This is a genomic window from Pseudomonas sp. LBUM1645 (genome assembly GCF_059716185.1).
The window spans coordinates 5,974,504-5,996,607 of the sequence record NZ_CP166811.1; the positions used below are offsets into that span (position 1 = coordinate 5,974,504).

Sequence of the window (22,104 nt, forward strand, 5' to 3'; positions counted from 1 at the left end):
GATATCCAAAATGGGCAATCTCAAAAGCTTGAGTGAAATCTTTGAGCACCGGCTGATACGTATTCCTGACTACCAAAGAGGCTATGCCTGGAGTCATCACGAACTAGATGACTTTTGGGAAGACCTGCTACAGTTGGCGGAAAATCGCATCCACTACACGGGAGTCATCACGTTCGAGCCCGTCAAAGCGGAGGCTTTCAAGGCGTGGCCGGATGACGCATGGCTAATCGAAGGAAAGGGCTACAAGCCCTATTACGTTGTGGATGGTCAGCAGCGTTTAACTACGTCGATTCTTCTGATTCAAGCGATTACTGAAAATGTCGGCGACCATACCGAGCTTAACTACCAGACAAAAAATGAGATCCATCAAAAGTATGTCCAGCAGGTTGCATCGGATGGCTTGCGACGATCCTTCCTATTTGGGTATGAAAAAGATGATCCTAGCGAGCAATACCTAAGAACTCGGATCTTCGGCCAAGGCTCATCTAACAGCCAGTATCAGGACACCCTGTACACGCAAAACCTTGCGTACGCAAAAAAGTTCTTCCTCGTAAAACTCAAGGAAATGAATCCCGAGGAAGTAGCTTGTATATTTCGCAAGCTAACTCAGAAACTAAAATTCAATGTTTACGAAATCGACGACGAAATTGACGTATTTGTAACATTTGAAACGATGAATAATCGCGGCAGACCTCTATCAAATCTTGAGCTGCTCAAGAACCGTCTGATTTATCTATCGACACTATTCCATGATAATTCCGGTCACTCCGTCCTTCGTAAAAGTATCAATGAAACCTGGAAAACAATCTACGAATATCTTGGGAAAAATCCAGACCGCCAATTATCGGACAATAGTTTCTTACGTCATCACTGGATCATGTACTTCCAGTACACACGAAACAAAGGTGATGATTACATACGTTTTCTTCTAGATGAAAAATTCACAGCTCGCGGTGTAACACATCCCGCCACTGAAGATAAGCGCGTCACCATCGTAGAAATAGTGAACTACGTCAGAAGCTTGCAAGAGGCTATTAAGCCCTGGTTCCATATTCACAACCCACATTTTCCTCTTCCAGGCTTTGATAACTCAAAAACCAAAGATTTGCTTGATGCATTAAATCGGCTGAGTTTCCGAGCTTTCCGCCCGCTGATCCTGGCAGCTTTTTGCACAAACCAACTACCAAGTGACATCAACCGACTGCTGTCATCAGCCGAGCGCTACAACTTTACGGTTTTCACGATAAGTCAAAGGCGCGCTAACACCGGGGATTCCGAGTTCTACGGTTTAGCGAGACGTTTGCTACGCAAAGAGTTAACTGTTGATTTTGTCGTAAGCATGATCAGCAGCTGGACAGAAAAATACTATTCGGCCACCAACTTCGAACGCTATATCAAGGAAAGATACGAACTTAGCCGACAAGGTTTTTACCACTGGGACGGGATTCACTATTTACTGTATGAGTACGAGACACATCTTCTGCAACGAGGCAAGCAAGCCACTCGAAAACTTGACTGGCATGAGCTTACGCGCTCCAAGAAAGACCATGTAACCATCGAACACATCTACCCGCAAACTGAAACCGACTATTGGGCCGCGAAGTTCAATCCGTATACTAACGAACAGAAGCGTTTTCTTTCACACTCGCTAGGCAATCTGCTGCCCCTTTCTAGAGCCAAAAACGCCTCATTGCAGAATGACTCCTTTGCGCTTAAGAAAAACAATGGTAACGGTGTTGGATACTACAATGGCTCATGCGCAGAAAATGAAGTAGGTCAACTCGAATGGTGGAATCCAGGAGAGGTTCTTTCTCGTGGATTGAGACTTTTAAAATTTATCGAGGAGCGCTGGTCGATAGCACTTGGTGACGAGAATGTTAAGAGGCAGTTGCTTTGCTTAGACTTTGTCAAAGCTGATAATCAGCCAATTTGATAATGAACCATAAAGAGGAATTAAAATGAGCAGCGTCAACGTCTATATTCGTGAAAGCTCGGCGCCATCTGCTGGAAAAACATCTCGATTGACCCGCAACGGGTTCAATTCGGTACCTTAGCATTCAAGGAGCTGCGGCTTAGGTATCATGAGCTGTCTGGATATCGAGGCCATAGATGCTTACCTCGACACCGAATGCATACGACTTTTAAGCGCTTAATTGTGGGCACTGAGATTAATGATGGATACGCAACAGCTCACCCAAGGCCTGCGGCAGGCATTGTTTACAGAGAATCACCGAATCGTGTTCTGGTACGATCCTGAGCAGAGCTTTGTTAGCGAGCTGGAGCAACTCGACTTATCCGATGTGCAGGTGTTGAACATGCAGGGGAAGTCCACCTTCGGTACCAAGCTCAAGCTAGAGCTTGAGGACACAGAGGGCAAGTACCTGCTTTATTTCCCCTGCGCTGAGCCTGACGCGAACGATGACTGGCTACTAGACATCAAACTGTACTCGCGCAGTTTCTACGCTGATAAGGTGTCACTGATCTTCAATGAACTGGGCTTGCACCAGCAGGTACTCCGTGAACATCTAGCCAGCCGTGAGCGCTTCCTTAGCAGCAAGGCTCGCCTAGCCAGCCTGAAGCGTTTGGCCAAACCAACTGACACCGAGCATGAGTTGGATCTGGCGATGATTGCCGTTGTGCTAGCTGCTAGTGGCAGTGATGTCATGACGCTGCTTTGCACCTTGGCTGATGGTGCCGTCCGTGACGATCTGGGTCTTGAGCAAAATCCTGCGGTCATCGAGGAGCTGTACAAGTTCGGCCTAATACCGGCTTTGCTTCAGGCCCTGCGTGAAGAGGTGGGCTATCCGGCCTCCATCGAGGAAATCAGTGGCAATAAACCCTTCAGCTTTGGGCATTTTCTTATTCGACTGTTGGCGACCGGGTTCTGCGAAAGCATCGGCGATATACCCAGTTGGGCCTCAGCGATTGTTATTCCCTCAGCCAGCGCTCGCGCCACTTCACGTGCACTGCTTTCCCGGTGGCGTGACAGCTCACGTTTTTACCACGCCTATGATGAGATTTCCGGTTGGGTCGGTGAAGCCCTGCATATCACCCAGAAGATTGGTGAGATCTCGCTGGAGAGCTTGGCCAATGTTGCAACCTTCGAAGCTGTCGAGCGGCAGATCATTGTCGACCTGACCAGAGCTATTCCGGAGGCAGATCCACGTGATCTCGGTCTGTTTTCGAAGATCATCTCCGAGCGACTGGATAATTACTGGGCGACTCGCCATAAGGACGATGAGATCCGACGCAAGTACCGGCTGCTATACACGGCGCTGTCGTCTGCTATCGACCTGTTTACGCATCGTCACCAGTACGCTGCAGGCTTCCACTTCGCCAGTACAGAGGCGTTGTACAAAGCCTATGAGAGCGAGTTGTACCGTTTTGACACGGCTTACCGCCATTATTTCGCCGCCTCCCAACGCGCCCACGTCGAGTTGCTGAAGAAGCTCGATGAGGCCGTCGAGCAGTGCTATGCGTATTGGTATCTCGATCAGCTCGGACGCTCTTGGGGCGACCGTGTTGAGGCCGAACAGCGCTTGAAACACTGGAAAATACCCGGTGTTCCTAACCAGCATAATTTCTATGAGCGTTGGGTAGCACCTTTGTTGGAGGGGCATCGCAGCAAGCGCGTAGTAGTGATCATCAGCGATGCCTTCCGCTATGAAGCAGCTGTCGAGCTATGCCAACGCATCAATGAAAAGCGCTACAGCAAGGCCAGCCTGAATAGTCAGCTGGGCGTATTGCCGAGTTACACCACGTTGGGCATGGCTTCCCTGCTGCCACACCAGGCGCTGGAGTATCGCGAAGGCAGTGATGGTGTTTTCGTAGACGGGCTCAATACTGGCAACACCATTGCTCGCGACAAGGTGCTTTCCCTGCATGGCGGCATGGCCGTAACCGCACTGCAGGTCAAAGAGTGGTCCCGTGACGCTGGGCGTGAAGCGCTTAAGGATCAGCAACTAGTTTACGTCTATCACAACGTGATCGATGACCGCAGTGATAAGGGCGGTGGCTCCGAGGTGGATACCTTCCACCACGTCGAGTTCGCCATTGAGGAGCTGACCGAACTGACCCGCAAGATCCTCATGCACTTCAACACCAGCACAGTGTTGATCACGGCCGATCATGGGTTCCTCTTCCAGCAGAGCAAGCTTGAGGCGGCGGATCGAACCTCACTCGCAGAGAAGCCGGATAGTGCGATAAAAAGTAAGAAACGCTATGTCATTGGCCATACGCTGCCTGCTGCCAAGGATGTCTGGCAGGGATCGACCAAGCAGACTGCGGGCACAACATCGGACACTCAGTTCTGGATACCCAAAGGCGCGAATCGTTTCCACTTTGTCGGCGGTGCACGCTTCGTCCATGGCGGGGCCATGCCTCAGGAAATCGTTGTTCCTGTGCTGACGGTCAACCAGTTACGCGGTGAGAAAGCGGAGAAGCGCACCAAACGCAAAGTGGGGGTGATCTCACCGAAATCTACCCTGAAAATGGTCACCAATATACAGCGCTTTGACCTGATCCAGACCGAGTCTGTCAGCGAGCAAGTGCTACCAGTTACGGTTGCTGTGGCGATCTACGAAGCGGAGCAGCCGGTCTCCAGTGAGGAGGTTGTCACGTTCGACTGCGTGACGGACTCCATGAGCGAGCGCCTTAAGCAGGTACGCCTGTCACTATCAGGCAGCGACTTTGATCGGCAGAAAGATTACTTCCTGGTGATCCGCGATAAAGATCTGAACACTGAGCTTGAGCGCTACCGTGTGACGATTGACCTGGCCTTCACCGACGACTTTTTTTGAGGGCACGACACTAGATGGAAACCCAAGTGGATAAAGATCTCGATCAGTTGCTCAATGAGCACTTTGCCGGTCGCGTGGTGCGCAAGGACCTGACCAAGCTGATAAAGGAAGGCGCGAACGTACCGGTTTACGTGCTTGAGTACTTGCTGGGTATGTACTGCGCGTCCGATGATTCAGAGGTAATCGAACAGGGCCTGAAGAACGTCAAGAAAATTTTAGCGGAGAACTATGTTCGACCGGATGAGGCCGAGAAGGTCAAGTCTCTAGTTCGAGAGCGCGGCACATACAAGGTGATCGACCGAGTCACTGTACGGTTGAATGAAAGAAAAGACCGCTACGAAGCCTCTTTCAGCAACCTCGGCATCAAGGACGCTGAGATCTCTGCTGGCATCGTCAAGGAATACGAAAAGCTTCTAGTGGGCGGTATCTGGGTGATCGCAACGCTGAGCTATTACCACGAGGAAGGCCAATCGGGATCGCCTTTTGGCGTCACGCTCCTCAAGCCGATCCAGATGCCGAACATGAACATGCAGGAGCTGTTCGCCGGACGCGCAGCACTGAGCACACCGCAATGGCGTGAGGCTTTGATCCGTTCCATCGGTATGGAGCCCTCGACTCTGGATGAGTCCGTGCAATGGCATCTCTTGGCCAGGATGGTTCCTTTCGTGGAGAACAACTACAACGTCTGCGAGCTCGGCCCTCGCGGCACCGGCAAGAGCCATATCTATAAAGAGTGCTCGCCGAACAGCATGTTGGTGTCCGGCGGGCAAACCACCGTTGCTAACCTGTTCTACAACATGAGCAGTCGCCGCATAGGCCTGGTCGGTCTTTGGGATGTGGTGGCCTTCGATGAGGTGGCCGGCATCAACTTCAAAGACAAAGACGGAGTGCAGATCATGAAAGATTTCATGGCCTCTGGTTCTTTTGGCCGCGGGCGTGAGCAAATGGAAGCCTCGGCCTCCATGGTCTTCGTTGGTAATATCAATCAAAGCGTTGAATCGCTGGTGAAAACCAGCCATCTGCTGGCGCCGTTCCCAGAACAGATGATCGACGCAGCCTTTTTCGACAGATTCCATGCTTACATTCCTGGTTGGGAAATTCCAAAAATGCGCCCGGAATTTTTTACCAACAGATATGGATTAATAGTCGATTACCTAGCAGAGTTTTTCCGCGAAATGCGCAAACGAAGCTTCGCGGATGCCATCGACAAACACTTCAAACTTGGTAACAACCTTAATCAGCGCGATGTGATCGCTGTACGCAAAACAGTGTCTGGTCTGCTCAAGCTGCTCTACCCTCACGATGTATTCACCAAAGAAGACGTACGTCAGTGTCTCGAGTACGCGCTTCAGGTCCGCCGACGTGTGAAAGAACAGTTAAAGAAAATTGGGGGCATGGAGTTCTACGATGTCCACTTCAGCTACATCGACAATGAAACACTCGAAGAGCATTTCGTCACCGTCAAAGAGCAAGGCGGCGGGGGCCTCATCCCAGAAGGTCCAGGTAAGCCTGGTTTCATACATACCATAGGCTTGAGTGGTAAAGGTATGCCTGGGCTGTATCGGATCGAGCTTCAGGTCACAAAGGGCAGCGGAAAGCTGGCAACCTCTGGTCTCTGGAATTCCAGTATCGCCAAGGAGCAAGTGAAGATTGCTTTCGATTATTTTAAAGCCAATGCATCGCGCATCAGCGCTTCGGCAAAAGTCCTCGACCATGACTTCCACCTACATGTGGTTGAGCTACAAAACACCGGACCGTTAACCCATATGGCGCTCGCCAGCTTAGTAGCTTTCGCGTCCGGCTTACTTGGACGTCCAGCCCAAGGGCAGATGGTGGTCCTGGGCGACATGAGCCTTGGGGGAAGTGTCAATCCGGTTGAAAGCATTGCGGAGTGCCTACAGGTCGCCTTCGATGCAGGTGGAAAGCGGGTATCGCTACCGATGAGCAGCGCTAAAGACATCCCTACTATTCCGGCAGAACTCTTTACCAAGTTCCAGACAAGTTTTTATGCGGATCCGGTAGACGCGGTTTTCAAGGCTATGGGCGTGGATTGAGGTCGGATGTTCTGGGCGTTGAACGTAGGTGAGCGCAGGTCTGACACTCCTTGCGTAGCCTAGAAGACGCTCACCTATCTGAATTTTCTAAAATCTCGCCCGCTGAGCCGACAGCCTGATTTTTGGTTCAGGGCATCAAGAGGATGCAGGCAATCCTCCCGTCTCCCCGCTAGACGGGAACGCGCATCACCAACGAAACGGTGGTTCGTCTGCATCCATAATTCTTAAAAATGCAGAGAGCGTGCCCGCCTGTACATTCAGTTGCAACTACAAAATATTCGCGGGACTTGTTACTCCGGGCGATTAGCTTGCTTTCGTTCCGCGCGAACTTAAGATTTTTTGACTAGAATTTCCAGCCAACTGATCTCCCTAGGACTCCCCTAACTTAGCGTAGTGGTGACCTGATGTCTGCAAGTCCACAGGGGCATGCCATGGCTCAAATCCAGCATAATCGCTCAAAAAAAAGTGGCCGCCCTCGGTTGGAGACACAGTACGCTCGGTATGCGATACAGATAGCAAGTTGGGATTTCAGCTGGTCCTTCTATTTATCTGGACCTACGGATCGATGGCAGAGTAAGAGTCACTTCAAGGAAGTGGCCACTTTGACCTTGATGGGCCGCGTGATTGAGCCCGAGGGATTCAAATATCCTGAAGCCCTCCTGCGTCTGGTTGCAAATCCATGGCTGGACAGCCTGATAGAGCAACCAAAGGCCGTTGGCTCACTTTACATCAACGACCAACAGCTCACCGGCTATGTATCTATACCCAGCAAACAAATGTCCATACTGGTGAGCGCAGCAAGTCGATTGTTATTTGTTGAACTCGATGGGACTCCATTACGATATCGCAGGGCTTTGATCAACGCTCTTCATTTGAGTTCGACCCCTGACTAACATGCACCCGGATCGGCTTCACCTCATCCGGGTGACCTCAATTTTATTGCCGGAACTGGCAGTAAAAAGGCCACCGGCGCGGGCTTTTCTGTGGGGCGGCATTTAACGAAAACGCCGTTATTAGCAGTCTCGTTCGCTTACCTGGACTCGGCTTCGCAGTCGGACTGCAGCGGCTGAGGGATCGAACCAATGGACACAAATATCTCAACTGTCCGCGGGGTAAATATCTGGCAGCTACGACGGACCGGTAAGGGTCGAAAGCGCCCTAATTTCATTTACTCTTTTTGGTCAATCAATTAGCGATAACGCTCAAATTTCTTCCGCTGATTTTGGCGACATAAAGTGCCTTATCAGCGGCGCCGATCAAGTCGTCGGATGAATCTCTCCGACTTGGGGTGCAGGTATGGATTGATTGCAGGCCTTCACGACGGGCATCAATCGGCAAGAACCGGACGATCGTAATGTCAAAACGAGGGAAGGTTTCCTCCATGACAGTTCAAAAGTGATTTTCACTTGCCGACTCCATGAGCCCCCTCCTCAGCCAAGCCGGGGAGGCACCGTTACCACCGTCAGAAGGTCATTGCGATAAGCAGCCCTCGGGGATAGATTGGGTATTGGCGATTTTCGATCGCGCCGATAACTTTTGGGAGGTTGGTATGACTTTCAGTACTGACACGGTTGAAATCGTTCAGGAGTCGCTGGTGGTTGAGATTGAAACCCCATCTCAAGAAACGGAGGGCTCTGGGCATAAGATTGTCATTACCGTGGATGCGAAGTCACGGGACCTAGTCGACGCCTACGTATGCTCCGTAGAAATGCTCACCCAGGCATTTTTCGTCCACATTCACCCCCTCCCTGCCGATACGATTTCTTCCATCGTCTCCCTAATGGTTCCTAAGAAGCCGGTGCCGTCGACGTTGCTGCGTGAGGCCCGAATGCTGGCACAGGCGAAAACCGAGATCCTTCAAAGTAACGACTGGGTGACGGCCAACGAGATCTCGAATCTCGCACAGTTCAGCTCCGGCAACCCCAGCTCGCAGCCCAACAAATGGAAGCATGCCGGGAAGATTTTTGCTCTGCGCCATGAAGGGGTCGATTATTTCCCGATCTACGGACTCGACCCAGCACAAGGGTTTCGGCCGTTTTCTGCGCTGGAGAGTGTAATCGCGACGTTGGCCACGATGAAGGATGGGTGGGCACTAGCGTTCTGGTTTGCATCGCCAAATACCTTCCTCGGCGGGAAGCGGCCGAAGGAAGTGCTCTCGGCCAATCCCTCAGGGGTGCTCTCAGCGGCAAAGGAAGAGATGTCCGTCCACGGATGAGGTGTGTTCAAGCATGTGACGGAAACAGACGTCATGAATGCGGAAGTGCGTGACATGCGGCGCTTAGTATTCGTCTTGAGCCAGAGCGCTAGCTCTACCTAGTTAGCATCATAGAACTGTAGCCAACGTCTGCTTGGGACGATAGGGTAGGCTGACTGCACGCGGCATATGTTGCGAGACATTCGGACGCCCGATCAGTCGGTATTAGAGCGTCTACGCTGTCAAAAAACCAGACGTGCTACAAGCCCCTAGAAATGGAGTTGATGTGATAACGAACGTACCCTCCGCCGCCGATTTCTACCGTACCGGCAAGGAATTATTGGTATTCGCGTGGGATGCCGTCGCGAAGCTAATAGTGGGGTTGCATGAAGCAGAACAATGGGGGCATGACACTAAAGCGGTTTCGGAAGACTATTGGGCGCTGGCTCAGCGTCAATTGGCGACTTCCTTGACTGTCATGCAGCAGGGGTTGGAATTCATAATCAAAGGTCGCATCTGCGAGGTAACCCCTTTTATTCTGATATCAGATGCACCTTCAAAGTGGCCATCTCCTTATGTGGGTGACGTGGATTTCAGCAGATTTCGCACCATCGATGCCCAAGACCTGGTTAAGGTGCACGATTCATTTGCTGCTTCCAAATTTAGTAGCGTATTTATCGATAAGTTTAATGCGCTGCGCGAAACTCGAAACTCACTAATGCACTCTGTGAATGCTTCTCTGCAGGTGAATTATATGGAGGTTATCGAGTCCTTATTGTTCATGCATAAAGAACTATTTCCAAGGGAGGCCTGGGCTAAGCTGCGACGCGAATCTTTGGAGGTTACACCTGGAACTGAGCTGGGTGAATATCAGTATGTCTCGAATCAGGCGTGTCAGGAGTTATCGATAATCATAAAGCTGTTGGGTGCAGGGAGGGTTACCAATTACTTTAAGATTGATAAGAAGCGACGCGGGTATTTATGTCCGAAATGTCATTCCGATGCCAGTAGCGACATCGATTTTGATTATAAACTCGCAAGACTTACAACTACTAAGCCGAGATGCAAGACGATCTATTGTCCGGTCTGCGATGACGAATACACCGTTTCAAGGAGGAAATGCTCTAGTAAGGATTGCGCTGGAAATGTCCTCGGCGGAGACTTCGACAGCTGTCTGACCTGCGGGCAATAGCTAAAGATTTAAGTGTTCGACTCGACGCGCCCTGCTTACGCATGGACGGATTGCCCATGTTGAACAGGGGAGAGCCTTTTTATGCAGGGACTTCGTGTGTAACTGGTTAGTCAGATCAAATATTACTCTCAAGCTTTGGCAGCGCTAAGCAGCAGAATCGTACCTCGTTTAGTAACGTCTGCTATCGGCCCAGGCTGTGTGAAAACATTTTTACAGCAGATTTTACAGTCAGGACTGGAACGAAAACCACGTTTATACGCAAATTTCCGGCCGGCGAATTCACCAAACGATGGCAGATTTTACGTAGTAACGCAGACTTCCAAACGCGTATGCGTTTTCACACAGCCCTGGCCAAAAGCGGATCTTCTGCTTTGGGTCTATTTCCGGTCAAAAGCAGCAGTCGTGTAAGTGTAGGTCTTCAGGGGCGATTTAGAGCGAAGAACCGAGATAATTCGCTACCTCCTAAGCGCTTCGGGGGTTGAGCTGTACAACGTGTAGCCCTGTGTCGACTGGCTGAACGAAGACCGCCGCATCGTCACGTGCGCCTACAAGCTCGCAAGATGCTTTGCCACGATTGGCTCAATGGTTTGTTCTGTGAGGTGTTTGCAACATTACTTTTTCGTACAGAGTCTAGTTCTGACGGTGGACGTCATAAAGGCGTTTTGATATCGTGGACTTCTACGAGCTAGATGGTGACATGTCAAAATTTACGAACAGGCAATAGCCTACTTACAGGGACAAGTATTATGAGCAATTCAAGCCGACACATTCAGATTTTTCTCAAGGATGGATTCCGACCGGGAACCGTCCACGGTGATGACGTTGATACTGTGCTAAAAGCAATTGAAGGACATACGAAACCGTCGACGATTGGATTCGAACAGGGTGGCAAGCCCTTGGAAGGAGATTATATGGAAATTACATCGAATCTCAGAGTGTCACTAGATGCAAATCGTGCACAGTATCTTCAAGAGGGTCAAATTTTGGTAGTTGTCGGGGCTTACAATAAAGCTAACCTGCACTGATCGAAACCGACGATTGTCACTCGCGTTGAAAATATTCTCTTAAATCGAGTAAGAATAGTGCCGTCAATTTGGACTATAGCTGCAACAGTGGTGGCTGCAATTCTTGTAGCATTAATGGCGCGCCAACTGAAAATTTCGGAATTCAGGCAAGCATGGATTGATGGAGTAAGGGAGGATGTTTCCGAGTTTATTAGTAAAGCCCATGAATGGATTGATCTATACTTGGTCTTCAATGGTGAGCCAGATCAAGAAGTGAAGGCGGAACTATCAATGAGACTTGATCGCATAAAATACGATTCTTTCCACGTATTACGACGAATTGAGTTAAGGTTCAAGCCGGACGATGGAGAAGCTAATGACTTGTTAGTTTCATTGATAAATCTCCTTGACCCAGCAAAGCTTGTACCAAATCGCCAGTATAGTAGTTGGCGCGATTTGGCTGGCATCGCAGTTATGAAATCCAGGTATCTCCTGAAAGAGGAGTGGGAGAAGACGAAGAATCCCTTTCGAAGCCTTCAAAAAAATATTTATAATTTGATTTTCGGACGAATTTCTAATTAGAAAGAAGACTGCCTCGCGGGAAAGGTAAGAACGTAAGACTATTTTTTAAAAGTCTAATGTCTGCATCCCAATTACCAATACCAAGATTTCAACCAATGAAAAAAATTCGTTCATTTGATTTGCTCTGGCTGGCGGTTGCCGCCCTCGTTGGCTTTTTCGGCTCTATCTATCTTGCCGTTCTTATGGCTCAACCGGTCGTGGCTGGCTTCACCCTGATTTTGGCTTCCGTCGTTATGCTGGGTTTGGTAATTCGGATGCCGCTTAAGCGGATGACGAAAGGGCTTCTGCTTGTTGGGATCGCAGTGATTTCGCCAATGATCTATGCAATTGCTGTCGAGTCCCAATTCGATCGAATTCCAGCCGAGGGTATCGAATGGATCTCACAGCTATTTGGATGGGACAAAGTAGCCGTACTGAAAATCGGCCAAGACGTGCTGAAATCGATGTCTACATTCATCAACCTAGCATGCGCTGGTGCAGGTGGCAGCATCATTGCTGTTGAGGGTGACAAAACGATCATAGAGCCAACCCTCACTCCTGCCTCAGTCCAGAAAGTCGAGCAATCTCCGAGTCAGCCTGTGATTGATAACACAGCGGTGATCCAGTCAATCCCTGCAATGCTGGATAACCAAGAGAGAAAGGTTGATTCCTTGGACCAGCAGCTCACGACGCTTGCGGAAAAGCATGATCGCCTGGATCGGCAGCTACTGGGCATCGGTGGCGGGCTGGTATCAGCACTGGTAATTCTTTCCTTCGTAGCGCTCTTTCGTAGATGAAACTCAGCCATTAGATTCAGTGCAGCCGATTCCTTTTGACTGGCAGCTAAGGGTTGTGGAGCGTTCTTGCCACTCGGTCGAACACACGCCGATTGTGCTGGAGTATTCCGGTCGTTGAACCCCAACCCCGCATGTTTTCATGGGTTTCAACACCCTTTCCAGACGCACGCATAAATGCATTATTGACATTGAATAGCATTGTTTGGCGTACTGTTTACCCCATTTTGCCCCCCATCCCTAACACCCCCTCCTTTAGTTTACGGTCACTCCAGGTAATCCTAGCGATGGGTAATCTAAATTCCGCTGACAGTCGTTTCGCCCACAAGCGGTTTAGGCAACGTTGACATTTTCCGAATGCAGATCGGCGACGAGGCAACTTGCAATTCAGTTATCATTCGCCCCCATCAACGACATGGAACGCGGGAACATTTAGCGATGCAATTAGGAGTTGTCCTACAGCCAGCGCTTGAACTTCCCGGTAACGTCATTCTACCCCAGCCTCAGGCCGGGATTCCCAAGGACGAGAAGGAAGCTCAACGTGAGTGGATACGTACCAAACCCGCCGAAGGGCTACCGCAACAGCGGCGTTGAACCTGTTGAAACTCATGCCCAGCATTGGGCGGAATACAAAGATCTCTCACCGAAGACAGACGCTCAAGCCGCCCCCTTAGGCTGCGTGTTTGCTAAGAGCTGTAACCTTCCTGACGGTGCAATCAACCACAAGAAACCAGCCGGATTTGTGCCTGTTGAGAAACTGGCCGACTATGGGCTGTGGGCGGTGCTTGGCACCGGGGCAGCGATTACAGCGCAAGGCACCCCACTGCAGCTGGTAGGCGGGTCTGCTACTGGCAGTGCAATTGCTGAACGTCTTGGCGGATCACTCGCACTCATTTTGCTGAAAGGATCAACAGCTGTTTCGGCCGGCGCTGCATTGGGCACTGTTGCATTACTAATGCCGAACACCAGCATTTCGCCTGATAGCGCTTTCTACAAGAGCGAGCAGTACGCAACGCTTGATACCGGCCGCACGCGTGTGCGTGTCAACGTGAAGAACTTACCGGATGGCTCCGTTAACGCTTACGGTTTCTACACGGGCGGCAAAACGGAGTGGGAAAATGTCCGCGTCATCAAGGGCAAGAAAGACGGTGAGAGATTTGTTGCTGACATCGGCAACGGGATTGGGCTTACTTGGACGCCAGCGGCAAGCCCTGATGGTGTACTGGGCATCCCAACACTGGAAGGTGCTCCACAGCTACCGCCTATGTGGGTGTACCCACCCACAGCACAATCTGACACCGTGCTGGCGAGTCCAGAGCATCCGCCTGAGTTCCAAGATGCAATTATCTGGTTCCCTCATTCGGGCATTCAGCCAATCTACATTGTGCTCAGCACGCAGCTAGAGAAGAACAAGAAGAAGGGCAAAACCTTTGAAGACGTGTCTTATGGGGAATTCAGCGACACCAAGCCCGAAGCCGTCCGTGAGGTCACGGTTAAAACGGACAGTGGTGTTCGGACGCGTATTGATTTGGTGGGGCGAGACACTGACGGCGAGATTGCATGCGTTGAATGCAAGTCATCTGATACCGCACCACTGACCAAAAATCAGAAAGCAGCCTTCCCGGAAATTGAAAAAACTGGTGCAACCGTTGTAGGCAAAGGTAAACCCGGCTTCCCCGGAGGCACCAAGATTCCCCCCACCAGAGTCGAAATCCTTCGACCTGATCCGACCCTCTGAGGGAGCAGATATGTCCATCGTAGAAACGAAAGTCGTTGATATTATTGCCGTACCAGAGTGGGAGCCCAAGAACGTAATTCTGGTCATTACTGACCACCTCGAATGGGGCGACAAAGCCCAACAGGGCGAGCACCTGTTGTTGCTTCAAGAGAAAATCAACACCTACATTGCCTTCATTGAAAGCGGCGAGATTCTGGAGAGTTATCCGCCATCCAAAGGCAAGCTACCCATCATCCGCATTAATGGCCTGTACGAACTACCAGAGCAAGCCGAGTTCTTCGTTGACCGCGTTGCCCAGACACTAAAGGCAGTGGGAATCGGATTTGAGTTCGTGCTTAAAGCGGACGAAGACATTCGCAACATGTGACCGGCGATAATCCCAGGCCTAGCCTCCGCCCCGAAACCCGAGCACCTTTGCAAACGCCCGAGTTTCGGGCTGTAAAGTAAGATGGTTGCTCGCTCACACCTAAGGACTGTCATCCTGCACGGCGGTAAAACTGAGGATGTGAGCAAGCGATGGGGATTGTACCAGTAGCCCGTTTTTGCTGGGGATTTAGCACAAACTGAAATCCTCAGTATTGCCGGCGCCTGCAGGCGAGTGAGATCAGTCAGTTGCAGTCGCATCGGTAGATGCCTACCCAAGTCGCACCAGTCGAGGTGGGGGCAAACGATTATGTCGACTTTTTCTTCGCTTAAAAATTAAGCCGGTCAGTATTCTGCCGATATAACGTCGAATCCGGTTGTAAGGCACTAACGTGAATATTTCTTGGGAATGGCAACTGAGATTGGAGGCGCTTCGAGTTGGCGTATTCGCTATTGGTCGGGCTACTGTTCGGCTCGTTCATTTTTTTTGGCGGGTCGTATCCAGCGCGGGATTCTCGGGCGTCCTTTCACTCGCAGCGACGACTGCGTCTGCAATCGCCGCTTTGTATACGTGGCAGGCCGCACTGAGCGCAAACAAGGTCGCCGAAGCTTCACAGGCTTTCGCTCAGAAGATATATAACGACCAAATCGCGCTTGGCCACCCCTCGATCTCCGTTCTCTCTGGAGAGACGTTCATGTACGAAAAAAAGCAAGACTCGTATTCTGACCGGGTGACGAGAGACTATGCGACTACGATTATCTTGAGAAACTCCGGTCTACGTGATACAGCAAGAGCCTGGGTCGCACTTTCAGCTGATACGGGGTTTAACGATGCGGACAGCATTGCTGTTGCTCTAGTGAAGCTTCCTAAGGACACGGACGTTCCTGTTCGGTTCGAACTTCGCTGGCCACCGAGCACGGATTCAAATCGAAACTCCTAGTACGTCGGACTCGTGTACGAGGACGAGGTACCTGTCGAGGGTTTTAGTCCAACAAGTACATCACCGATAAAGCCCCCTCTTCGCGTGAGTTGCTCAGGTGCAGCAGTCTTTCAGATGTCCTCGTGGCCAAAAGATCTGGCTCAAGATACATCGGTCAGTACCCTTTCGTCGGGCTCCCCCGTGACTGTAGATCGAATAGCCTTCGATCAGTATGGAAGACCAGCGACGGCTACAACTATAGAAGCTATCAGGAATCGCGTGGTAAATGCCACCAGGGCCGCAGGCGCATGTTCAGATGTAACGTACTGAGATAAATGAGTTGTCTTGTCCCATAGTACCTTCCTTTCCTGAGCATATAACTCTCACCAGAAGGCACCTGCCAATGCTATTTCAAACTCAGCAAATTTAGCGTCAGCTCGAAAGCGAGAATGCTACGCACACCTGTTTGTTGGATAGCGGTCGTTTCGTGCCCCTTCTTGAATCGCGCTGAGATAGAACTCGGCATCGAACAACGGTTCACCCTGGCCACGTTGAACTTGGCCACTTTTCGTTATCAAACAGCCTTGTATTTCTTTGCGAGGGCTGTAAAGATATCTTCTGAAAATGACGGAGAAGAAGCATCTAGGCTTAAGACGATATCATAAAGATGTTCGTTGTCTTCTCTACCGCCCCAGATTTTTATATATGAACCCTCTTTGTAGCCATTATTTTGCCTGAAGATATTTAGGATGTTTTTGGACACGTACCCTACATACAAAGAATCCCAGTCCAAATTACATTTTTGCATTAGGCTTTGAAAAACCGTGAAATTTCTTTGTCGGAGAATAGATGTTGCCGCCAGCATCTCGAAAAGAGTTTGCACATCAACTGTTTCAGTATCGTATGTTAATTTATCGATTCGAATTTCTTTTGATTTGGTACCGCATTCATCTAGCATTATCAGACCCGCAGATCTAATGTCACCACCAGTATCCAGCAAAATATCAGAAAGATAAAAATGTAAAATGTCGGAGATTTCAATTTGCACTTGAGGAATATCAGGCTTTTGTTGCTTCCACCATTTCCATCCATAGTGTTCTAAGGCCTCAGCAGATTCTACAAAAGCCGCTCTCAGATATGGAAAGCGTTTGGCGATCCAGTCTTGGTCAACCAGAGAATTAAGCTTGAACTGTAAATCAAGCATAATTTCAATTTGGCTTACACTTGGATTAGTCAGATTCATGAAAACTCCTTCATAGAATAACAATCGTAAACTTGTGCCACGTACCAACGCCCCGCGATCGTTTTAATTTTTTGTCAGGGTGATCATACAAAATTCCTACCTGGCTTTGATTTAAACTGGCGAATAATGCTGTGGCCACTCCACATGGCTTAGTTCCGATGGGAGCAACAAACATCTGACACTCTGCCCCCAAAGAGTTTTTAGTCTTCTCCAACAGTTCATAAGCGGCACTAGGATCATTTGCTGCGCAGTACGCAATATCGAAAGACTTGTCGCTTAAACTCGGCAGATGAGGAATAAAGGAGTTTAGTTCCCAGCCTGGTTTAAACGCCGGAACGCCGAATACTACTTTAATCTCTTTAGAGGCAATCATTTGATACTCCTCTAATGCGCGTTCAAGCCGCTCAGGTTCGTACCCTAAAAAAAACACTCCTGCTTCCACACTATCGCTCGATAAGTCGACCACTGCGTTGGGGATTGGCCTATATCCAACTATCTTGTTAGAAAGCGCGAAAGATTCGCCGCCGAGGCGTTCTTGGGTGTAATCAACTGGCTCACCGTAAAGCACATCAAATTTCTTAACTCCCAGGCTTATCACGGATCGCATTGTGCAGAATAGCTCTGCAAGCCCTAAGGTAGTAGCTTCAAAAACTATCGGCGCAGATATGTATTGATGTAAAACAGGGTCGCAATTGTCTGCATCTACTTCTTCATCACCAATTTCTAATCGCATGGTCTCATGGAAATAGGAAACTTTTAGTTTTCTTGCAGTCTTAGACTTGTCAAGTGAAAGAGCATTTTCTCCTCTGTCATCCAAAGATTTTCCATGAAATAAAATGCAGTCATTTGGAAGTACTACGTCTTTTACGTCATTGAACCGACTAGTGAATATTCTTATTGCTGTCATAGCTCAAGCCCGAGCTGAAAGTCATCTTGCTGTTCCGTTTTTTTAAACAGGCTCGAAGCAAGCTCGCTATATTCGTCCTCAGTACCCATCGCCAAAGTATGGAAATTCTCAATTGAGAAATCAACTTTCCTCTTCCGGCGATAACTAATCATGAAGTATGGAGAATATATGGGGTTGAGCTGGAAGTCCGTAATATCAGTACTGACGGAGCTTTTGGCTTTTGTTTCTAGCATTTCGATTAAAATCGCGTATTTCTGTGCCTCTGAAATGAAAAGCATCTCTTCATCGCTTAGTGATCGTTCACCAGAGTTTATTGTAAATTGGTTTTGTTCGGGCTCACTCATACTCGGAGCTGATTGAAGTGTTCTAAAAATGTTACCCAAACGCAACACAAAACTACGCAACTGTTCGCCAAATTCGCCAAATGTTTTGATTTCTCGAATCAATTGATCCGCTGCTTCATACGCCGCCCGAGCTTGGATTTCTATGGAGAAAGAATCAGCGGGTTCATCCTCAAGCTCTGACATTTCCAAAACTTTATAGGAAAGTATTAAGAAGTGACGTAAATTTTTGTTTGACATAGCGATAAATGTATCAAACCCGCTATAGAGCGGGCAAAAAGTTCGATATGGCCTATACAACTCAAGAAGCGAACCGAAAAGATTGTTATGTATCCAATTGTCAAACTTACTAACCTTTTTATTGCTATAGCTAATTAGCTGAGACAAAACAAGTTCTGGCGAATTGGTACTTCGGTTAAGCAAAGCTGGAAGCACTACTTTGGCCTCGGCTGGAAACTCCGCTCCAAAGAAGTCATCTACCGTTAACGTGGTGGTTTTTTTGGAAAGTGCTTTACCTATACGATCCCTTAAGATATTGGAAATCCGGGAGGTTTCAAATGCCTCAACCGCAAATTGTTTGTGCTCTTTGGTAGGAAACCTTTTCTTAATTGTATCGAGAACGCCATCTTTGTAAGCTTTCTCACGCCGACTTTCTAAGAAATTCTGGTCGCGTACTAAACGCAACAATGTGGAATCGGATTCACCCGCTGCAAGGTCAAGATTTGCTAGAAATACTTCAGCAAAGAAACAAGACCGCTCGGTATCGTCCATAAGACTGTCAATGTAACAGAGGTTGTAGTCATTAGTAGCGCTTATAGACTCTTTGCCCGTAGTACCATTCTCGTCAGACAGCTCTTTAGATGTAAAGCTAACAATTAATGGCTGCTGGCTGTGCCGTAGATATGTATTCAAGACGCGCCGCTGATAAGCAACAAGATTTTCTACTTCATCAACGTAGACATAAAAACAACTTTTTTCAAGACCTGGTGTATTCCTTATATCCGCAATTAGCGAGTCTAGAAAATCCTTACCGGGAGGAAGTATAGGCCTGGGAGCAGATGATAAATTGGAGATCCATAGGCTAAAACTTTTACGGGTTTTGTCTAGAAACCTCTCAAGTTCGACCGGGTCTGTAGGAAAAGAATAGTCCGCCGAAGAAGGAAGCTTCATATTTTTGAAATCATCGGAGGTAAATTCGGCGTATGAGCTTGATGCTATACACTTTAACGACCGAATAATTTCACCGGCTATTGCGAGAGAAAAATAGCAATTAAAGACATTTATCCATTCTGCCTCTTCAACCCCTCTTAACTTCATCGAATTGCAAAACTGAGTATCTACACGCCAATATATTCCAATATGATTAATCTCATCAGAAGGAATCGTGATTCTGTTGTGTGAAAAAAGAGTATGATAATCTAGGTACTTCAGCAGCATTGTCTTGCCGCAGCCTCGCTTACCTACCAAATAAGTCGATTTTGTTGCGCCCTTCAAAGACAGCGAGTCAAAATAAGGGGGGACAAAAAATTTCCCCCACACATCGGCAGGATGCTCTTCAGCGCGAGTCTTAGCAAGTATTGAATGATCAATTATTGGTTGCATAGTTATCTCTCGAAAAGAGGCTCCCACTTACTAGAGCGTTGCCAAAGCAGAGGAAGAGTATTATCTGGTATACCATGCTCGTAAACTACCATTAACCCTAGCTTACCCCATCCCGCAGCAGCGTCAGACATTTCCGCCCGTTTTGCTACATCCATATACAAATCGTGAGGATCGATGTGTTCGTAGGGCCAAAGTTTGTTGGTTACCCATGAACTGCAAACTTGCCTGAAGTTGTCTCTCTCAGTCAGTAGCTCCCCGTAGAAAACTTTAACTTGCGGGAAATCGATATTGAGGCGCTTTATCGCCTCTTCATGAGCTATAGAAAGGACAATGCCGCCACGCTGATGTCCACGCATAAGGTTTCGGCAATTTTTTAAGACATCCGAAATTTGCGTACCTGTAAATGATCCATCATCAACAATCAACAGGTATTCGTCTTCGGCGAGTGATCGGTCTTCGCAATATGTCTGAAAGCTTCGGCTTATTCCGAAGTTCGAATGCAGCAAGCGCGCAATTAGCTCGCCGCTTTTTCCAGGTGCTGCGAGCGAATCCATAATTGGAGGAGCAAAAAAGAAAAATTTACCGCTGCGCACTGGAAGAGTATTTGCTAGGACACTACGCCAGTCGTAAGTAATTTCGGAGCTATTAGGAGGTTCAAAATGAAGCACTGCTTCTTTCAGTGCTTGGCGGAGACATGACTCTATCTGAGCAGAGGTACGATAGATTAGATTCTTAAGAATCAGAAGGGCAAGGGTTTGCTCTTCCTGAGTAGTAAACTGCTTTAACCATGTTCTTACGCGCTCCATAGTAAGGGGTGTGCGTATCTTGGTTGCACATAGCTTACGTATAACTTCCTTCAGTTTCGTATTATCGGTTGATACGTCCATGTTACTTCGCCTCGGTCTAGAGGGGGAATTTTATAAGGTCGGCCTTTGTTAAGAAACGCGCACATGCACCGTGTATGTGTGCCTGCAACCAAGCTTTACCTTCACTAGATGTTAGCGCGCCGTAGAGTTCACCAGGAGATCGATCTTGTGACCTCGCGACATACAAACAATCACTAATCATCGCGCTACCACTTTTTACTAGATTGATCCCTTGCGATATGTTTCGACCCACGCGGGGTATTAAGATATCACCAGGTTTGGCGATCACTTTACCGTCGATTGTAGCGGCGCTGCTAAAATGTTCTGCAAAATGTACTTCACCAGACTGGAGTTGGTCTTTCAGATCTGTAGTGTGAAAAACATTCCACCCTAACGCGCGAGCTTGATTTGTTGATATACCGCCTCGATAAATTTCAAGCCTCCGTGGCTCCCCCTTGGACGCTACTACTTTGCTGCTGTTTCTCCACTCATAATAGCTGTAATCCATCCGATTAACGGCTTCAGCTGGCGAGATCCAAATTGGAGCCTCCACACTACCACCCTTGTTGCAGCGAAGTAGCGCGATATTTTCCGTGCTTGGGTTGTTTTTAGAAAGGTTCAAGATAAAGGTTTTTACTTCTGTACCCTTAAATGCATTTCCAGGCAACTCTACAACCTCAGTGACACAATGCTGCGCAAGTAATGCTTCTCTAATTATAGTATTTCTGTCGCCGCAAATAATCCCTGCTGGAATTATAATTCCTAATTGACCTTTATCTTTTAAAAGCCAAAGATTTTGAGCTAAGAATAGCAAATCCGCGCCAACCCTCAAGGCTTTGCTCGGCATTGGAAATCCCGCACGGCCGAGTAACGTGGAGTACGACGATTTCCACTCCGCAGCAATAAATGGAGGATTGCAGACAGCCAAATCAGCAACTCCACTGCACAGCCCAATAACCTCATCCAGCTCCAGATTCAAGGCATCCGCGCAATAATGGGAATGCTGGAGAGGTCTTGGAGGTGGATGACGTGTATGTGCTGGATCGATGTCGACTGATACGCAACGAGCTTCCGGCCAACGGCCACTGACGGCGGATAGAAGGGCTCCGCCACCGACCCCAAGCTCAAGGGCAACAGACACAGCATCTTCTTGAAAGCGATTCACAAGAAGGTCGCCGTAGGCCGATTCAGTGTAGTACTGGCCGTGCAGCTTCTTCTTTGTTTGCGTCTGCATTCGGCGAAATCCCTTTGGAAAGCTTGCATGTTACATGGTAGGTGATGTTTGCTTCACTATTCAGCGTAGTGTTTTTTGGGCAAGGCACTTTCGTTAAGGCTTGGGGGAGGAAGGCTGCAATCCCATGACGGAACATATTGTGCCCTGTCTCATATACGCCTCTATCAAACGGCTTTTTTATAAGCATCTTCACGCCCGATTGACAGCGGACATTTTGGCTGACGCCGTCAAGATTAGTCGCAATGCTATCGACACCATTCCAGAATTTTGCTACGAGTAATGCTACCTATCT

The 22,104-nt window shown here is 48.7% G+C and carries 16 protein-coding genes; 11 read left to right on the forward strand and 5 right to left on the reverse strand.

All coding sequences use genetic code 11. The features are described from left to right. Positions 1-10 precede the first annotated feature (10 nt). From ACA079_RS27130 to ACA079_RS27180, 11 genes are all read left to right on the forward strand, one after another. Positions 11-1,933 (forward strand): DUF262 domain-containing protein, encoded by a 1,923-nt coding sequence (locus tag ACA079_RS27130; RefSeq protein WP_497701566.1) that lies wholly within the window; start codon positions 11-13, stop codon positions 1,931-1,933. 241 nt (positions 1,934-2,174) lie between these two features. After that, positions 2,175-4,799: a BREX-1 system phosphatase PglZ type A gene (gene pglZ, locus ACA079_RS27135; protein WP_497701567.1), complete on the forward strand. Its 2,625-nt coding sequence runs from the start codon at positions 2,175-2,177 to the stop codon at positions 4,797-4,799. A gap of 14 nt (positions 4,800-4,813) precedes the next feature. Further along, complete coding sequence (brxL, locus tag ACA079_RS27140; protein WP_497701568.1) at positions 4,814-6,853, forward strand: protease Lon-related BREX system protein BrxL; 2,040 nt, start codon at positions 4,814-4,816, stop codon at positions 6,851-6,853. 431 nt (positions 6,854-7,284) lie between these two features. Further along, positions 7,285-7,746, forward strand: coding sequence for a hypothetical protein (locus tag ACA079_RS27145; RefSeq protein ID WP_497701569.1), 462 nt, complete (start codon positions 7,285-7,287; stop codon positions 7,744-7,746). A gap of 656 nt (positions 7,747-8,402) precedes the next feature. Next, positions 8,403-9,068, forward strand: a complete 666-nt coding sequence (locus ACA079_RS27150; RefSeq protein ID WP_497701570.1) for a hypothetical protein — start codon at positions 8,403-8,405, stop codon at positions 9,066-9,068. Between the two features lie 265 nt (positions 9,069-9,333). Then, positions 9,334-10,239, forward strand: a complete 906-nt coding sequence (locus tag ACA079_RS27155) for a hypothetical protein (protein WP_497701571.1) — start codon at positions 9,334-9,336, stop codon at positions 10,237-10,239. 746 nt (positions 10,240-10,985) lie between these two features. Continuing rightward, positions 10,986-11,264: a hypothetical protein gene (locus ACA079_RS27160; RefSeq protein WP_497701572.1), complete on the forward strand. Its 279-nt coding sequence runs from the start codon at positions 10,986-10,988 to the stop codon at positions 11,262-11,264. A 57-nt stretch (positions 11,265-11,321) separates the two neighbouring features. Further along, complete coding sequence (locus ACA079_RS27165) at positions 11,322-11,825, forward strand: hypothetical protein (RefSeq protein ID WP_497701573.1); 504 nt, start codon at positions 11,322-11,324, stop codon at positions 11,823-11,825. 95 nt (positions 11,826-11,920) lie between these two features. Continuing rightward, positions 11,921-12,601: a hypothetical protein gene (locus ACA079_RS27170; RefSeq protein ID WP_497701574.1), complete on the forward strand. Its 681-nt coding sequence runs from the start codon at positions 11,921-11,923 to the stop codon at positions 12,599-12,601. A 538-nt stretch (positions 12,602-13,139) separates the two neighbouring features. Beyond that, positions 13,140-14,336 (forward strand): S-type pyocin domain-containing protein, encoded by a 1,197-nt coding sequence (locus ACA079_RS27175; RefSeq protein ID WP_497701575.1) that lies wholly within the window; start codon positions 13,140-13,142, stop codon positions 14,334-14,336. 10 nt (positions 14,337-14,346) lie between these two features. Continuing rightward, positions 14,347-14,703: a DUF6572 domain-containing protein gene (locus ACA079_RS27180; RefSeq protein ID WP_497701576.1), complete on the forward strand. Its 357-nt coding sequence runs from the start codon at positions 14,347-14,349 to the stop codon at positions 14,701-14,703. Between the two features lie 1,490 nt (positions 14,704-16,193). Here the strand turns inward: ACA079_RS27180 and ACA079_RS27185 are convergent. The 5 genes from ACA079_RS27185 to ACA079_RS27205 all read right to left on the reverse strand — a co-directional run bounded on the left by ACA079_RS27185 (position 16,194) and on the right by ACA079_RS27205 (position 21,812). Continuing rightward, complete coding sequence (locus ACA079_RS27185) at positions 16,194-16,862, reverse strand: dUTP diphosphatase (protein WP_497701577.1); 669 nt, start codon at positions 16,860-16,862, stop codon at positions 16,194-16,196. Positions 16,863-16,872: 10 nt separating this feature from the next. Then, a complete protein-coding gene (locus ACA079_RS27190) occupies positions 16,873-17,679 on the reverse strand; it encodes a hypothetical protein (protein WP_497701578.1) in 807 nt (268 codons plus the stop codon). Between the two features lie 86 nt (positions 17,680-17,765). Then, positions 17,766-19,712, reverse strand: coding sequence for an ORC-CDC6 family AAA ATPase (locus tag ACA079_RS27195; protein ID WP_497701579.1), 1,947 nt, complete (start codon positions 19,710-19,712; stop codon positions 17,766-17,768). 2 nt (positions 19,713-19,714) lie between these two features. Then, entirely contained in the window at positions 19,715-20,599 is an 885-nt protein-coding gene (locus ACA079_RS27200; protein WP_497701580.1) for a phosphoribosyltransferase-like protein, read from the reverse strand. Positions 20,600-20,615: 16 nt separating this feature from the next. Next, entirely contained in the window at positions 20,616-21,812 is a 1,197-nt protein-coding gene (locus ACA079_RS27205; RefSeq protein ID WP_497701581.1) for an N-6 DNA methylase, read from the reverse strand. Positions 21,813-22,104 lie beyond the last annotated feature (292 nt).

Bases quoted from the DNA above. Each gene is read 5' to 3' on its own strand.
- ACA079_RS27130 (WP_497701566.1), top strand. From the start codon at position 11: ATGGGCAATCTCAAAAGCTTGAGTGAAATCTTTGAGCACCGGCTGATA.
- pglZ (WP_497701567.1), top strand. From the start codon at position 2,175: ATGGATACGCAACAGCTCACCCAAGGCCTGCGGCAGGCATTGTTTACA.
- brxL (WP_497701568.1), top strand. From the start codon at position 4,814: ATGGAAACCCAAGTGGATAAAGATCTCGATCAGTTGCTCAATGAGCAC.
- ACA079_RS27145 (WP_497701569.1), top strand. From the start codon at position 7,285: ATGGCTCAAATCCAGCATAATCGCTCAAAAAAAAGTGGCCGCCCTCGG.
- ACA079_RS27150 (WP_497701570.1), top strand. From the start codon at position 8,403: ATGACTTTCAGTACTGACACGGTTGAAATCGTTCAGGAGTCGCTGGTG.
- ACA079_RS27160 (WP_497701572.1), top strand. From the start codon at position 10,986: ATGAGCAATTCAAGCCGACACATTCAGATTTTTCTCAAGGATGGATTC.
- ACA079_RS27170 (WP_497701574.1), top strand. From the start codon at position 11,921: ATGAAAAAAATTCGTTCATTTGATTTGCTCTGGCTGGCGGTTGCCGCC.
- ACA079_RS27180 (WP_497701576.1), top strand. From the start codon at position 14,347: ATGTCCATCGTAGAAACGAAAGTCGTTGATATTATTGCCGTACCAGAG.
- ACA079_RS27185 (WP_497701577.1), bottom strand. From the start codon at position 16,862: ATGAATCTGACTAATCCAAGTGTAAGCCAAATTGAAATTATGCTTGAT.
- ACA079_RS27195 (WP_497701579.1), bottom strand. From the start codon at position 19,712: ATGCAACCAATAATTGATCATTCAATACTTGCTAAGACTCGCGCTGAA.
- ACA079_RS27200 (WP_497701580.1), bottom strand. From the start codon at position 20,599: ATGGACGTATCAACCGATAATACGAAACTGAAGGAAGTTATACGTAAG.
- ACA079_RS27205 (WP_497701581.1), bottom strand. From the start codon at position 21,812: ATGCAGACGCAAACAAAGAAGAAGCTGCACGGCCAGTACTACACTGAA.